This is a genomic window from Candidatus Burkholderia verschuerenii, from assembly GCF_001189365.1.
GTDB classification, from domain to species: domain Bacteria; phylum Pseudomonadota; class Gammaproteobacteria; order Burkholderiales; family Burkholderiaceae; genus Caballeronia; species Caballeronia verschuerenii.
On sequence record NZ_LFJJ01000141.1, the window covers coordinates 1 to 15,116 of the forward strand.

8 protein-coding genes and 3 pseudogenes are annotated in these 15,116 nt (G+C 63.8%); 4 read left to right on the plus strand and 7 right to left on the minus strand.

Translation table 11 applies throughout. The annotated features are described in order from the left end of the window. Positions 1 to 50 precede the first annotated feature (50 nt). Positions 51 to 881 (plus strand): annotated as a pseudogene (locus tag BVER_RS20510) (cytochrome d ubiquinol oxidase subunit II). Positions 882 to 884: 3 nt separating this feature from the next. Here BVER_RS20510 and BVER_RS20515 read toward each other — a convergent pair. From BVER_RS20515 to BVER_RS20525, 3 genes are all read right to left on the minus strand, one after another. After that, on the minus strand, positions 885 to 1,358 hold the full coding sequence (locus BVER_RS20515) for a hypothetical protein (protein ID WP_050454862.1): 474 nt from the start codon (positions 1,356 to 1,358) through the stop codon (positions 885 to 887). A gap of 86 nt (positions 1,359 to 1,444) precedes the next feature. Further along, positions 1,445 to 2,026 carry a peroxiredoxin gene (locus tag BVER_RS20520; RefSeq protein WP_050454863.1) on the minus strand — a complete coding sequence of 194 codons (582 nt, stop codon included), beginning with the start codon at positions 2,024 to 2,026 and terminating at the stop codon, positions 1,445 to 1,447. Between the two features lie 65 nt (positions 2,027 to 2,091). Beyond that, a complete protein-coding gene (locus BVER_RS20525) occupies positions 2,092 to 3,390 on the minus strand; it encodes an EAL and HDOD domain-containing protein (RefSeq protein ID WP_050454864.1) in 1,299 nt (432 codons plus the stop codon). A 486-nt stretch (positions 3,391 to 3,876) separates the two neighbouring features. On the opposite strand from BVER_RS20525, the gene BVER_RS20530 reads away from it, so the two are divergent. Continuing rightward, positions 3,877 to 5,880 carry a putative bifunctional diguanylate cyclase/phosphodiesterase gene (locus BVER_RS20530; RefSeq protein WP_050454865.1) on the plus strand — a complete coding sequence of 668 codons (2,004 nt, stop codon included), beginning with the start codon at positions 3,877 to 3,879 and terminating at the stop codon, positions 5,878 to 5,880. A gap of 157 nt (positions 5,881 to 6,037) precedes the next feature. Then, positions 6,038 to 7,509, plus strand: a pseudogene (locus BVER_RS20535) (HDOD domain-containing protein). Positions 7,510 to 7,518: 9 nt separating this feature from the next. Here the strand turns inward: BVER_RS20535 and BVER_RS20540 are convergent. Both BVER_RS20540 and BVER_RS20545 read right to left on the minus strand, forming a co-directional pair. Continuing rightward, positions 7,519 to 7,962, minus strand: coding sequence for a hypothetical protein (locus BVER_RS20540; protein ID WP_050454866.1), 444 nt, complete (start codon positions 7,960 to 7,962; stop codon positions 7,519 to 7,521). 212 nt (positions 7,963 to 8,174) lie between these two features. Continuing rightward, positions 8,175 to 9,835, minus strand: a pseudogene (locus BVER_RS20545) (methyl-accepting chemotaxis protein). 337 nt (positions 9,836 to 10,172) lie between these two features. On the opposite strand from BVER_RS20545, the gene BVER_RS20550 reads away from it, so the two are divergent. Then, a complete protein-coding gene (locus BVER_RS20550; protein WP_050454867.1) occupies positions 10,173 to 11,426 on the plus strand; it encodes an MFS transporter in 1,254 nt (417 codons plus the stop codon). A gap of 70 nt (positions 11,427 to 11,496) precedes the next feature. On the opposite strand, the gene BVER_RS20555 is transcribed toward BVER_RS20550, so the two are convergent. After that, positions 11,497 to 13,389: a propionate--CoA ligase gene (locus tag BVER_RS20555; protein WP_050454868.1), complete on the minus strand. Its 1,893-nt coding sequence runs from the start codon at positions 13,387 to 13,389 to the stop codon at positions 11,497 to 11,499. 116 nt (positions 13,390 to 13,505) lie between these two features. Continuing rightward, positions 13,506 to 13,979 (minus strand): hypothetical protein, encoded by a 474-nt coding sequence (locus tag BVER_RS20560; RefSeq protein ID WP_050454869.1) that lies wholly within the window; start codon positions 13,977 to 13,979, stop codon positions 13,506 to 13,508. Between the last annotated feature and the right edge of the window lie 1,137 nt (positions 13,980 to 15,116).

Consider the following 15,116-nt stretch of genomic DNA (forward strand, 5'->3'; position numbering starts at 1 on the left):
GCTCAACGTCATGCCTCAACCTCTACTCGTGCGCTGCAGACCTGGCTGAGATGTGCGTTTACGTCTGCACCAGACTGCGTCGTCGGGTCCATTCCGGCAAATTCAATTTTGCAGGCCAGACGACGTACTTCCCGATTCTCTTCATGCTGCTCTGGCTGATTTTTCGAGGCGTCGCGTTCGAATTCCGCGAAGTGATCGGCGCGCGCAAATGGCTGTGGGACGGCGCGTTCGGCGTCGGATCGCTGGTCGCGACCTTCGCGCAAGGCTGCGTGCTCGGCATGTTCATTCAGGGCTTTCCGATTCAGGGACGCGAGTACGTCGGCACGAGCTGGAACTGGGTCGCGCCGTTTCCGCTGCTGGTCGGCGTCGGGCTGATCTTCGGCTACACCTTGCAAGGCGCGACGTGGCTCGTGCTCAAGACCGAAGGCGACTTGCAGCGCTTGTCGCGCGAGATGGTGCGCTATGCGCTGTTCGGCGTGCTCGCGTTCATTCTGCTGATCAGCATCTGGACGCCGCTGGAAGATGCGCGCATCGCGGCGCGCTGGTTCGGCTTTCCGCAAAGCTTCGCGTTTTCGCCGGTGCCGGTGCTGACGCTGCTGCTCGCGTGGACGCTGTGGTCGAGCCTCAGAAAAGGCCACGAAGTGGTGCCCTTTCTATGTTCGATCGGGCTGTTCTTTCTCGCGTTCACTGGTCTCGTGATCAGTCTGTGGCCGTTTATCGCGCCGCCGTCGGTGACGCTGTAGGATGCCTCCGCCGCGCCGCTGTCGCATCAGTTTCTCCTGATCGGCACGATGTTCCTGCTGCCCGTGATCGTGATCTATGTGATCTGGTCGTACTGGGTGTTTCGCGGCAAGGTGCGCGGCGATATGGGCTATCACTGAGCGTCAAAGCTTCTCCTGCGTCGCCAGCGACAGGATGCGCGCCCACTTGTGCGCTTCGCCGCGATCCTGCATAGGCAGTTGCCATTCGCCGTGCTTTGCGTCCCTGACATCGAGCAGAACCTGCCATGCGCCGCCCGCTTCCTGCGCCCGCGCGCCGCGCAGATCCGCGAAGATATAGCTGCCGGTTTCGTCGCGCACGGTCACGTCGCACAGCCGCTTGCCCGCCGCGACGCGCACGCCGCCCCAATCGCGTTTGAGTTCGTGCGTCCAGTCGCCGCTCTGCCCTTTGGGGATATTCGGCGCGATTTCACGCCGGCTCGCCAGCCACCGCATGATGCCCGCCGCGATGATCGCCAGCACCACCACCGCCGCGCCGATCGCCACGCCCAGACCGAAGTGCGCTTCGATCGTCATGAACAACCACCACGCGCCATAAATCACCAAGCCTAAAACGATGAACGCCACTACGATGGGCATCGCGCGCCTCCCGCGTGATTCGATAATCAGGAATTCTATTTATCTCAAGGCAAGCCGCGCGAACCTCGGTTCGCGCGCGCCATGCCTTACTGCGTCTTGTGCTTGGCGTTCCAGTCGCGCAGCGCCTGCAGCGTGTTCGCGACATGCTGATCCGGCGACAGGCTCGTGTATTCGTAGATGATCTTGCCGTCCGGCGCGATCACGTAAGACACGCGATTGGCCATCGTGCTTTTCATCGGCAGGGAGGCGTAGTAGGACTTGATGATCTTCGAGTCTTCGTCGGCGGCGACGGGGAACTTGCTGCGGCATTCGCTCACGGAGAACTTCTTCAGCGTATCGATATTGTCGTGCGATACGCCGATCACCGTCGCGCCTTGCGCCTTGTATTGATCGACCGCTTCGGCGAATTCGTGCGCCTCGATCGTGCAGCCCTTGGTGAACGCCGCCGGGTAGAAGTACAGCACGACCGGGCCTTTCTTCAGCGCATCGGCGAGCGAGTAGACGTAGACGTTGCCGCCGAGCGACGCCTGCGCGTTGAAGTTCGGCGCGGCATCGCCCGGTTTGAGCGTTGCGCCCGCCGTCAGCGGATAAACCGCCGCCGCGATGCCCACTGCCGCGGCCATCGCCACCGCCGCGCCCATCAGGGTTTTCGTGATTCTGCTTTTCATCCGAACTCCTTACGATGATGATCGCGAAGGCCGGGCCGCCCACGCCGCGTCATGCGCGTTCGCGATCAGCCTTCGCCGGATTCCTGCTCCACAGTATGCTCGGTGTACCACGACGCCGCCTCGACCTGCAACTTCGCGAGCTCGGCGGGCGTGAGCGCGTCGAGACCCGGCTGCACTTCGCGGGCCGCGTGAATCGCGTTCAGGTCGCCGCGTTCCGCCGCCTGCGCGATGCCCAGCAGCGCGCCGAGCGCGCCCTCGCCATCGAGAATGGCCGAACGGATCGGCGCCGCCAGAGCGAGCTTATCGAGAATTTCGGCAGGCTGCATGTCCAGCACGATGTGTACCAGCGAAAAAATGCCGGTCATATAGGCGGCATCGGCAAAAGATTCGTTCGAATCGCTCAGCACCCGCGCCGCCTGTTCCATGAAGCGCGCGCGCGTGCCGACCAGTTGCAGCAGCGGGTCCGTGCGCCACGGCAGATTGCGCCCTTCCGCGTAGAGCAGCAGCTGGGTCCAGCTCGTCAGCTGGCGCGTGCCCGCCGCCGCGATCGCCTCGCGCAGCGAGCCGATGCGCCGCCCGCGCGAAAACGCGCCCGAATTGGCGAGCCGCATCAATTGCACGACGATATCCGGATTGCGCTTCAACTCCGTTTCCAGCTCGCTCATGCCCGGATCGCTCGCGAGCACGGACAACAGCCGCAACAGCGAACTGCGCGCCGGACTCGCGCGGCGCACCGACAGCACTTGCGGCCGCGCGAAAAAATAGCCCTGAAAGTACTCGAAGCCCAGCCGCTTGGCGCGCTGGAATTCCTCGACCGATTCGACCTTCTCCACCAGCAGCTTCTTGCCGTGGCGCTTGACCGCGCGCGCCAGTTCCGGCAAACGCGCCCGGTCCATGCCCAGCAGATCCACCTTGACGATATCGACATACGGCAGCACGGCGAGCAGACGGTCGTCGAGCGTGGTCACGTCGTCGAGCGCGAAGCGAAAGCCCGCGCGGCGCAACTGGGCGCAGCGCTCCAGCAGCGTCTCGTCGAATTCGATGGTTTCCAGCAGCTCCAGCACGAAGCGCTCGGGATGCATCAGATGCACGATGTCGTCGAACAGCAGCTCGCGGCTCATGTTGACGAAGCCGGGACTGTTGCCGAGCACCGCCGGCACGCCGATTTCGCCCATCGTGCGCGCGACGACATGCGCGGTTGCCTGCACGTCGTCGTGGACGCGCGCGTGGTTGTCGGGGCTATCGCGGAACAGCAGTTCGTAGGCGACCACCGCGCCGCAGCAATCGAGGATCGGCTGACGTCCGACATACACGCTCTCGCTGCGCGAATCGTCGCGCGCGTGCTTCAACTGCGATTGCGGCATGGCATGCACCGAAACGAGGAACGGGGGAAAAAGCGCTGCATGTCCGTGCGAGCGGGCGCATCGCCGGATGACGACAGTATGGAACCCGGCTCGGGCGCATGGTCGTTCGCGCAGGCCGGCGATGTAGTGTGAGCGGTCATGGAATGAAACGAGTCGGACGAATTCTCGTTTTCGACGGCGCGGTGTCGGCCGTGCGTTTTAACCGCTGCGGCAGGCCCATTCCGGCAAAGAACGCGCCACTGTAACCGATATTTCTTGCTCGGATAATACGCAAAACGGCGACAAAACTTCGACTGTTACACCGGCGCGACGGTCTGTCCGCATTACTTTCCGAACACTAAAGAAATCTCCCGGTAGGCCGATATCTCGCCTGATAGAGCGTGCCGCGAATGGGCTGGCGCTCACCGGCCGGAGACCGCGCGAGCGGGGTCCGCGCGCTGCTTTTGGCATGAGCCGCAGCGCTTTGCCGACCGAAACCAATTGACCATGCAAGCGAACAGGAACACCGTCACCCGCCATGCGCCCTGGCGCATCGCGCTCGATGCGCTGCGTCGCGCATGGGGAAGCGCCGCGCGAACGCGCAAGCATTCCGCGTGCGATGCACCGTCGTCCGATGCGATGCCGGTTGCCGCCACCGATGCGCCGCCGTCGCAAGACGCGCCGCGTCGCAACCGCGCATCCGACATCGACGCGCCCGCCTCCGGGCAATCGGCACAATCGACGCCGCAGCCGTCCGGCGAGCGTCCGGTCGTGCAGAACGCGCAATACGGCCCGAGCGTGGACCGGCACGCGCTCGCGCTCGGCACCGCGCTCGCCGCCGTCGATTTCCTCGCGCAACTGGACGACGCGCTGCGCATCCAGTCGGTATCGGATGCGAGCATCGAATTTATCGGCTATCACCGCGACTATCTGAGCATGCTGACGCTGCACGATCTCGTGCAGACTGAGGATGCCGGCGCGCTGAACGCGCTGATCGCGCGGGCGCGGACCAGCGGCAAGCTGGAATCGGCGACGCTGACCGTCGTCAAGTCGCTCACCTATCCGATCTGCGTCGAACTGCGGCTGATGTCCACCGCCGCGCTTGGCCGGCCGGGCTTCGCGGTCGCCGCCTTCGATGTCACGCACTGGCGCGAACGCGAGCAGGCGCTCGAACACGCGCTCAATCACGACGCGCTGACCGGTCTCGACAACGCCGCCGCGCTCGAAGCCGCCGTCACCGTGGAACAGCTCGCGGCTGAACACACGCGCACGCAGACCGCGCTGGTGCGGGTCGATCTCGACGATTACCGGCGGATCAATCGCGCGCTCGGTTACGACGCGGGCGACGAACTGCTGCGCGAAACCGCGTGGCGCATCCAGCATACGGTCGGGCGCGACGAACGCGTGGCGCGCATCGCCTGCGACGAATTCGCCGTGCTGCTGCCCGCCGGCACCACGGCCGACGCCGCCGAAAACGTCGGCCGACGCGTGCTGACGGCGATCGCGCAACCGTATCGGCATCGCGGGCAGCATACGCATTTGTCGGCGAGCGTCGGCGTCGCGCTGTATCCGGACGCGGCCGCCGGCGAGAAGATCGGCCAGGGCAAACGCGGCGTGCAGGCGAGCCTGCTGCGCATGGCCGATCACGCGCTCGCGCAGGCCAAGCTGGCGGGCGGCAACACGCTGGTGTTCCATACGCAGGACGACAATCCCGCCGACGCCGAACGCCTCAAGCTCGAAACCGATCTCTACGAAGCCGTGCGTAACGGCGAGTTTTCGCTCTACTTCCAGCCGATCACCAAGATCGATACCGGCGCGGTCGTCGGCGTGGAAGCGCTGATGCGCTGGAATCATCCGGTGCACGGACTGGTGCCGCCGTCGACCTTCGTGCCGCTGGCGGAATCGATCGGGCTGATCAACTATCTGGGCAACTGGGTGCTGAAGGCGTCCTGCATGCAGTTGATGCAGTGGGACGCGCTCGGCATCAAGCTGGACTACGTGTCGGTGAACGTGTCGCCGCAGCAGTTCCGCGACAAGCGCTTTATCGCCGCGGTCAAGGAAGCGCTTGCGCTGACCGGCATCGCGTCGGAGCGGCTGGTGTTCGAAATCACCGAAAGCCTGCTGATGCAGGACCAGGAAGAAGCCACGCGCCTGCTCGAGGAAATCGCCTCGATCGGCATCCGCTTCGCCGTCGACGATTTCGGTACGGGTTACTCCAGCCTCGCTTATTTGCAGCGCTTTCCGCTTTCGAAGCTCAAGATCGACCGCAGCTTTGTCGTGAACCTGATTACGTCCCACAACAATCGCGCGATCGTGAGCGCGGTGGTCGGCCTCGCGCAATCGCTCGGGCTGGAACTGGTGGCGGAAGGCGTGGAAACCGAAGAGCAGCGCGATCTGCTCGCGGAGATGGGCTGCGAATATATCCAGGGGTGGCTGATCAGCCGTGCGCTGCCCTCGGACGAGCTGGCGTCGTCGTTCCGAACGCATTCGCTTGTGCTGCATGAGACTTGATGAATGAACGGGCGCGGTGGCGTTCTTCGTGGTCTAATCGAAGAATGTGCCGCAAGCTCCTGACACCGTGGGCTTTTCCGGTTTCGGAGCGCCGTTTTGGATGGATCAGCTGGACCGCGGCGGACGACCGCCGCGCAACGAAAGGTTCTTTTTTTCAATGGCACGCACCAAGGCCGAACTACTGGACAAGTTGTGGGCGCGCATGAGCGAGCGCGGGGATTTCCCCATGCTGTCTCAGGCGCTGCGCACGACCGTCTCCGCGATGAGCGATGACGACCTCGACTTCACGGCGCTCGTGCAAGTCGTGCTGTCGGACGTCGGCCTCACGCAAAAGGTGCTGCGCCTCGCCAACTCGGCCATGTACGTGGCGTTCGGCGGCAACATCACCACCGTCACGCGCGCGTTGATGGTGCTCGGTATGGATGCCGTCGGACATCTCGTCGTCGGGCTCAAGCTTGTCGATCACTTTCATCAGAGCGCGCCGCGTCGTATCGACGCCAAGCTCGAACTGAACCGCACGCTGCTGTCGGGCGCGGTCGCCCGTCAACTGGTCGAACAGAAGGATTTGCGCTCGGCCGAAGAAGCCGTGGTCTGCACGCTGATGCGTCAGATGGGCAAGCTGCTGGTCGCGTTCTATCTCGAACACGAGTGGGATCAGTTGCGCCGCAAGGCCGCCGAGGAAAACATCAGCGACAGTCACGCCTGCGCGAATTGCTCGGCGTGACCTTCGACGAAATCGGCATCGAGGCGGCGGATCGCTGGAAGCTGCCGCAGACGATCCGCGACGGCATGCGCGCGAGCGACCCGAGCGCGCCCGTCGACGAATCGGTGCCCAAGCATGTGCGCTGGCTGCAGGCCATCTCCAACTATTCGACCGAAGTCGCCGACGCGCTGACCTCGCAGAAAGTCGCGGAAGACGATCGCGACGCCATGCTGTTCGATATCGCCACGCGTTACAGCGGCGCGCTGAACACCGACGCCGACACGCTCGCGTCGATGAGTGTGACGCTCGCCAACGAAGAAAGCGCCGACGGCGTGATGCACGAAATCTCGCAACTGCAAGCCAACGCGGATGCGATCGCGCGGGCGAGCGTATCGGCGGAAGTGCGTATTGGCGAAAGCATCGCCGATCTGCGTTCGATGCCCTCGAAAAACGCGCTGGCGCCGGCTATCGCGATGGCCGCCGAAGCGATGCTCGCGGGCTTGCATCTGTCGCGCTCGGTGGTGTTCGTGCGTCAAGCCAACAACGAATTCCAGGCGCGGCTCGGCATGGGCGCGGGCGTCCAGCCGATGCTCTCGCGTCTGCGTTTTTCCGCCGAATTCCGCCCGGACGTGTTCCATCTGGCAATCACCAATCCGGTGGGCATCTTTATCGAAAACGCGCACGACGCGCGTATCGACGCACGGCTGCCGCGCTGGTACAAGGAGACGCTGAGCGAGGCGCAAGCCTTCGTGCTGTTGCCGGTGAAATGCAACGACGCGACGGTTGCGCTCGTCTACGGCGACTGGACCGATCCGCAGAACGTGCGCAAGATCTCGCCGCCGGAGATGAGTTCGCTTAACGAAATGACGCGCGAGCTCGGCCGCTTCTTCGCCGTGGCGAACTGGAAGGAAGTCGAGCTGATCTGAGCGCGCGTGTTATTCGCGCTTCAGTATCGCCACCGCCTGTTCGCCGTAGCGCACGATATATCCGCCATTCCCCTTCTGCCATTCGAGCGCTTCGGCCTCGTTCGCAAACCAGTTCTTTTCGAAGTCGTTGAACGCGCCCGCGTCGAGCCGATACCGGTCGATACGCGATGGCGGCTGAGCGTCGATATCGGCCTTGCACGCGTTCCAGTTCGCATAGCCGAGCTCGACGGCGAGCATCGACAACAGATGTTTGAGTTGGAGCGTCGCGCGCGCGTCGTTCAGATCGGTGAGGCGTTCGTCGCGCGTGATCTTCGCGGCGAACAGACGCCGCAGCACGGGCAAGGACGCGCTGGTGTCGCCGTCGCGCGCAAGACGCAACAGCCGCCGCGCGTGCTCGCGCAAATAATCGCTATGGGAAACGGATGAAGAAATTGGACAGGATGTTGACCACATGACGTTGTTCCTTTGTGTGTGCCGTTCTCGCTGCGGCTGACAAGGTTCGACGTTGCGGTTCGATCCAGAAGATAAACGTTCGACATGCTGCGCGGCAGGTGCATAAGACTTTCGCGAGATCAGGCGCCCTGCCGCGCCCGACCGCGATTCTAATCCGATGCGCGCGCACGCGGCAAGCGCCGCGTTCGTGCACGCCATATTTCAACACCGTTTCAGGCGAGATGAAACTGGCCGACCAGTTCCTTCAGCGCGCACGCCTGATCGTCGAGCGATTGCGCGGCGGCCGCCGCTTCCTCGACCAGAGCGATGCATTCTGCTGCGTGTTGGCGTCCATCTGCGTGACGGCACGGCCGATTTCCTCGATGCCCGCCTTCTGCTCTTCCGATGCCGCCGAAATCTCGCCCATGATGTCCGTCACGCGACGCACCGCGCGCACGACTTCTTCCATCGTCGCGCCGGCTTCCTGCGCGAAGGCCGAGCCATCGGAGACGCGCGACACCGACGTGTCGATCAGCGTCTTGATCTCCTTGGCCGCCGTCGACGAACGTTGCGCGAGATTGCGCACTTCGCCCGCGACGACCGCGAAGCCGCGTCCTTCCTCACCCGCGCGCGCCGCCTCGACCGCCGCGTTCAACGCGAGAATATTCGTCTGAAACGCGATGCCCTCGATCACGCCGATGATATCGCCGATATTGCGCGCGCTGGCATCGATCCGCTGCATCGTCTCGACCACGCGCGACACGACCGCGCCACCCTTCTCCGCAATCGCCGATGCGTTGTGCGCGAGCGTGCTCGCCTGCTGCGCGTTGTCGGCGTTCTGACGCACGGTCGACGTGAGCTGCTCCATGCTGGCCGCGGTCTTTTCGAGCGCGACGGCCTGCTCTTCGGTGCGATGCGAGAGGTCGGTATTGCCCGTCGAAATCTGCTTCGATGCCGATGCGATCGCCTCCGCGCTCGCCGCGATATCGCCGACGGTGGACGACAGGCCGTTCTGCATCGCCGAGAGCGCGTGCAGCATGCTGCCGTCGTCGCGCGTCTTCAGCTTGATGCGATACGTCAGATCGCTCGCCGCGATGCGCTGCGCGATGTTCTTCGCGTAACCCGGCTCGCCGCCGAGTTGCCGAGCGAGCCGCCGCACGACCCATTCGGAGACGATCATCGCCAGCGCCAGCAGCGCGGGCGTCAGCGCCATCACGATCACGAAGGACGAGTGGAAGATGAACTCGGCCGCGTCGATGGTCGTCTTCGCGGTGGCGGCGCGCTGCGCGACGAGCGCATCGACCATTTTTTCGAGCTTGCCGGTTTCGACCAGCAGCGACACATCCTGCGTGCCGACTTGCCAGTTCATCTGCGAGAGATCGAGCGGCTGCGCCTTCACCAGCGTCACGAAGGCGCGCAGATTCTCGCTCCACTTTGCCGATGCCGTGGCGAAGCGCTGTTGCTGCGCGAGGGCGTCGGAATCGGATGTATCGGCGGATTGGGCAAGCTGGTTTTGCTCGGCGGCGATTTCCTTCCGCGCCTGATCGATCTGCGTGCCGAGATCGTCGCGCTCTTTCGCGGTGCTCGCGGTCAGCAGCATCTTCTGCGAACGGCTGGCGCGCAGCAGCCACGCGCGCGTTTCCTCCGCCGCGCGGCTCGCGACGACGCCTTGCGCATAGAGCGATTGCGTCGCGCCGTTGAGGCGGCCGATCTGCGTCAGCGACAGCGCGCCGATCGCGAGCGTCCCCGCGAGCACGATGCCGAATGCCAGCCGCAGCGAGGTCTTCACGCTCAGCCTGCGCGGCGACTGGCCATCGCGCGTCGCGCCCTGATCAGCCGATGCGGCGTCGGTGCGCGGCACGAAATCCGCGCTGCCTGGCGAAAACAGTTTCATTGGTCGATCCCCGATGTGGTCGTGTGCCGTCTTGTCCTGAACGTCCGGAATGTCCGGAATGTCTTGACGCGGCATCACGGTATTACGGCAGGCCGCCGCCTTTATGAAGTAGCGGCTTCCCTGCCCCAGCTTTTGCCGGTCGCCACTTATATCCGGCCAAAATTGGCTTGTGTCTGACAAATGTTCACGCGCGACCTGATCGTGCTGTCCGATTCGCGACAAACCTTGGCAGGACAATGCGACGCGGACAGCCTAAACTTTCAGAAATTCAGTCTGTGCATGAATCGCATACTGAACAGAAATAATCCGAGAGACGCCCAACCCAGCCCAAACCATCATGCAGACCAGTACGACCAAGGGCGCGTTGTCGCCCGCAGGCGGCGCGCCCGACGCCACCACGACCGGCGCCGCCGCGCACGGCATCCAGCAGACGTCCTATTCCGTGCTCGGCGCGATCAGTTTTTCGCATCTGCTCAACGACATGATCCAGTCGCTGATCCTGGCGATCTATCCGATGTTCAAGAGCGAATTCGCGCTGACATTCGGACAGATCGGCCTGATCACGCTGACGTATCAGATCACCGCGTCGCTGTTGCAGCCGCTGGTCGGGCTGTACACGGACAAGCATCCGAAGCCGTATTCGCTGCCGGTCGGCATGGGTTTCACGCTGTCGGGTCTGCTGCTGATGTCGGTCGCGCCGAACTTCGGCACGCTGCTGATCGCGGCGGCGCTGGTCGGCTGCGGCTCGTCGGTGTTTCATCCGGAGTCGTCGCGCGTCGCGCGGATGGCCTCGGGCGGCAAGCACGGACTCGCGCAATCGCTGTTTCAGGTCGGCGGCAACGCGGGATCGTCGCTCGGGCCGCTGCTCGCGGCGCTGATCATCATTCCGCACGGACAGCGAAGCATCGCGTGGTTCTCGGCGGCGGCGCTGATCGCGATTGTCGTGCTGACGCAGATTGGCCGCTGGTACAAGCGTCATCCGGCGACGAAGAAAGGCCGTGGCAACGCCGCCGTTTCCACCCTGCCGCGCGGCAAGGTGATGATGGCGATGAGCGTGCTCGTGCTGCTCGTGTTCTCCAAATACTTCTATCTGGCGAGCATCAACAGCTATTTCACGTTCTATCTGATCAACAAGTTCGGGCTGACGGTGCAGTCCGCGCAGATTCACCTCTTCGTGTTCCTCGCGGCAGTCGCGGCGGGCACGGTGGTGGGCGGTCCGGTCGGCGACAAGATCGGCCGCAAGACGGTGATCTGGGTGTCGATTCTCGGCGTCGCGCCGTTCACGCTGCTGATGCCGTACGCGAACCTGTTCTGGACCGGCATGCTGTCGGTGATCATCGGCCTCGTGCTGGCGTCGGCGTTCTCGGCGATCCTCGTCTACGCGACGGAGCTGATTCCCGGCAAGGTCGGCATGGTCGCGGGGCTGTTCTTCGGCTTCGCGTTCGGGATGGGCGGCGTCGGCGCGGCGGTGCTCGGCAATCTCGCGGATGCGACCAGCATCGACTATGTGTACAAAGTTTGCGCGTTCCTGCCGCTGATCGGCGTGCTGACGGTGTTGCTGCCGAATACGCGGGAGCACGCGAAGGCGTAATGCCACGCACGCTGTAACCGCTCCGAACGGGCGCGACGGTTCTTCGACGAACCTCGCGCCCGTTCTGCTTCTACTCCTCCAGCGCCGCCTTCACCTGCGCCAGCGCGCCCGGATCCTCGATGGTCGGCAATTCGCCCGGATCGCGTCCTTCGGCGAGCGCGGCGATCGCGCGGCGCAGCAGCTTGCCCGAGCGCGTCTTCGGCAGCATCGACACGAAATGCACCCGCGCCGGACGCGCGATCGCGCTGAGTTGCGTATCGACGGCGTGGCACAGTTCGGACGCCATGCCTTCGCGCGCGCCGGGCGCGTTGATGCGATCGGCATCGCGCAGCACGACGAAGGCCGCGGCCGCCTGCCCTTTCACCGCATCGGTCACGCCGACGACCGCCACTTCCGCGACCGCCGGATGCGCCGACAACGCTTCCTCGATCTCGCGCGTGCCGAGCCGATGGCCCGCCACGTTGATCACGTCGTCGGTGCGTCCGAGGATCGACACGTAACCGTCGTCGTCGCGCACGCCCCAGTCGAAAGTCGAATACACGGTCTGGTTCGGCACGCTCCGCCAGTAGGTATCGACGAAGCGCTTGTCGTCGCGCCACACGGTTTGCATGCAGCCCGGCGGCAACGGATAGTCGAGCGTCACGACGCCTTTCTCGCCCGCCGCGCAAATCTCGCCGGTCGCCTCGTTGCGCAGTTGCAGATTGGAGCCCATCGACGGCACGCCGGGCGAGCCGAGTTTCGACGGCAACGCTTCGATGCCGCGCGGAATCGCGATCATCGGCCAGCCGGTTTCGGTCTGCCAGTAATTGTCGATGACGGGCTTCTTCAGCGCGCTCTGGATCCATTGCGCGGTCGGTTCGTCGAGCGGTTCGCCGACGAGAAACAGCGTGCGCAGACTCGACAGATCGTATTTTTCCATCAGCGCCGGATCCTGCTTCTTGAGCACGCGGATCGCGGTCGGCGCGGTGAACATCAGGTTGATGCCGTATTGCTGCACGAGCCGCCACCAGACGCCGCCATCGGGTCGAATCGGCGTGCCTTCGTACATCACGGTCGTGCAGCCGGCGATCAGCGGCGCATAGATGATGTAGCTATGCCCGACGACCCAGCCGATGTCCGACGCGGTGAACATCGTGTCGCCGGGCTGTCCCTGAAAAATATGCTCCATCGATGCCGCCAGCGCGACCGCGTAACCGCCGACATCGCGCTGCACACCCTTGGGCTTGCCGGTCGTGCCCGACGTATAAAGCACATACGAAGGTTCGTTCGATTCGAGCCATTCGCATGGAACGTGGGCATCGAAGAAGCGTTCGCGCAGCGGTTCGTAGGCGACGAGATAGCTTGCCTGCAGACGTTCGGGCGCGAGTTGCCGGTCGATCAGCAGCACGTTCGGCACCTTGTATTCGGCGCGCGACAGCGCTTCGTCGACCAGCGGCGTGTAGTCGATGACCTTGCCCACGCGCGCACCGGCATCGGCGGTGACGATCAGCGCGGGCTCGGCATCGTCGATGCGCGCCGCCAGATTGGGCGCGGCGAATCCGCCGAACACGACCGAATGAATCGCGCCGATGCGCGCGCACGCGAGCATGGCGAACAGTGCTTCGGGGATCATCGGCAGATAGATCAGCACGCGATCGCCCTTGTTCACATGAAGCGAGCGCATCACGGCGGCCATGCGGTTCACTTCCGCATGCAGTTCGGCATAGGTATAACGGCGCTCGATACCCGTTTCCGTCGATACATACACGAGCGCGTCCTGTTGCGCGCGCGTGGCGAGATGACGATCGACCGCGTTATGGCAGAGATTGGTCTTGCCGCCGACGAACCAGCGCGCGAACGGCGGCTTGCTTGCGTCGAGCACCTGCTCGAACGGCGTCTGCCAGTGGATGCGGCGGGCTTGCTCGGCCCAGAACGCTTCGGGCTCTTCGATCGACCGGCGATACGCTTCTCGGTAAGTCGGCATGCGCGTCCTCTTGCAGAAAGGGAAAGCGGGTGGCTTCCACCCGGCCCTTCAGGATAGAGCAGCCCGCACACCCCTGCTAGACAGAGCGCGCCCTGATCGGTCGTACCGATCGGGCCTTACAGCGCCTGCTGGCGACCGGTCGGCGCCGTCGCGATGTCGCTCGCCGAATGCTTGAGCAGCACGGGCGCGAGTTCGCCCGCCACGCGCATGCTCGACACGACGACGGTGCGCACGGCGGTATCGCCGGTCATCGTGCGCAGCGCTTCGCGGGTGCTCGCGCGGGCCTCGATACGCGGCTCGATCACGATGATGCCCCGACACAGCGCGGCCAATTGCGCCCGATGCGTGCGCAGCCACGCGGTACGCAGATGCAGGTCGCCGGCGGTTTCATCGGCGGCGTATTCCTCGACGATGACGAACGGCGTCGCCAGCGCGATGAGACGGCGCATTTGCGCGCTCCACGCGAACGCGTAGCCGGGATTGATCGCGCGCGGACGCAGGCGCACGAGCGGAAAACGGCTGGCGTCGAAAATGCGCTCGTCGAGATCGGGCGTGGGAAGGTGTTTCGGGGTAAGGTCGGCGGCGTTCACAGCGGGTTCGGGCTCCAGTAATTCAGCGCGGCGACGAGATTCGGCCAGTTGGATCGTCGTGGCACGATGCGGTGCTTTTTTTTGCGATGCGCGTGGTTGGGTTGGCTCGCGCTTTTCGTTTGGGGCTTCGCTCCAGGCCTGGCGCGTGGTTTCGAGCACGTTTGCCGTGTGGTCGGCTATCGCACGCGGACCTTTTCCGCCGATGGCGTGTGCTTGAGTGTCGATGCTCATGGTCAAGTCTCCATTCATGGAGATCATTGTATTGAGAATTATTCTCAATAACAAGGGGTTTGGTTTTTGGCTTTGTTTAACTGGATTACGGGTTTGGACGGGGGTGGCTTTAGGGGGAGTTTTGGTTTTTTCGCTTCGTGGTGGGGGTGTTCTTGTGGTTTATTGCAGTAGCCGCCTTCCCGGCGGGGAGGCACTTTCTTTGCGGCGGCAAAGAAAGTAACCAAAGAAAGCCGCTTGGCCGATCCTAAGCACCTTCTTGAGCGGCCCCGGCACAGGATTAGAGACTTGGCACAGCAGTAGCAAGTGTCTTCACGGTTTGTCCGGGCGCTGGTTCCCATGCGATCCGTGCTCTCTCGCCCACCTTGGTAACGGTCCCCTTCGGCTTACTCCGGCCTCGCTTCGCGGCCGGTTTAGGTACGTATGAGCAACCGGCAGGTGATCAGCGAAACGACCTCGAATGCCTCATCGGCTTCATCGTTATTCGGCCCTACCTCGGTTGGCGCTTCGATGCACCCCAATTGCTCTCGCAGTTCCTACGCAGTCGGGTCGTTCGGGAACACGCGATTTTTTTCGCCTCGCTTCGCGTTTCTCGTTGTTGATTGCGCGCGGCGTATGCCATCGCGTTCGCGCTGACGCGCGACGCCGGGAAACATGCGTCGCGAGCGGGCTAAGGGTGAACGGAGGAACGCGTTCCGTGTCACGTGTCGCCGCAGTCACCGCGTGCCGCTGCAGTCGTTGCTTAGCGAGCGCGCTTGCGATTCATCGGAGCACTAACCGAGGTAGGGCCGAATAACGATAAAAACGATGAGGAATGCGAGGTCGTTTCACTAATCGCCTGCCGGTGGCCCAAACGGCCCTAAACCGGCCGCGCGAGCGGGCCGGAGTAAGCCGAAGGGGACCGTTACC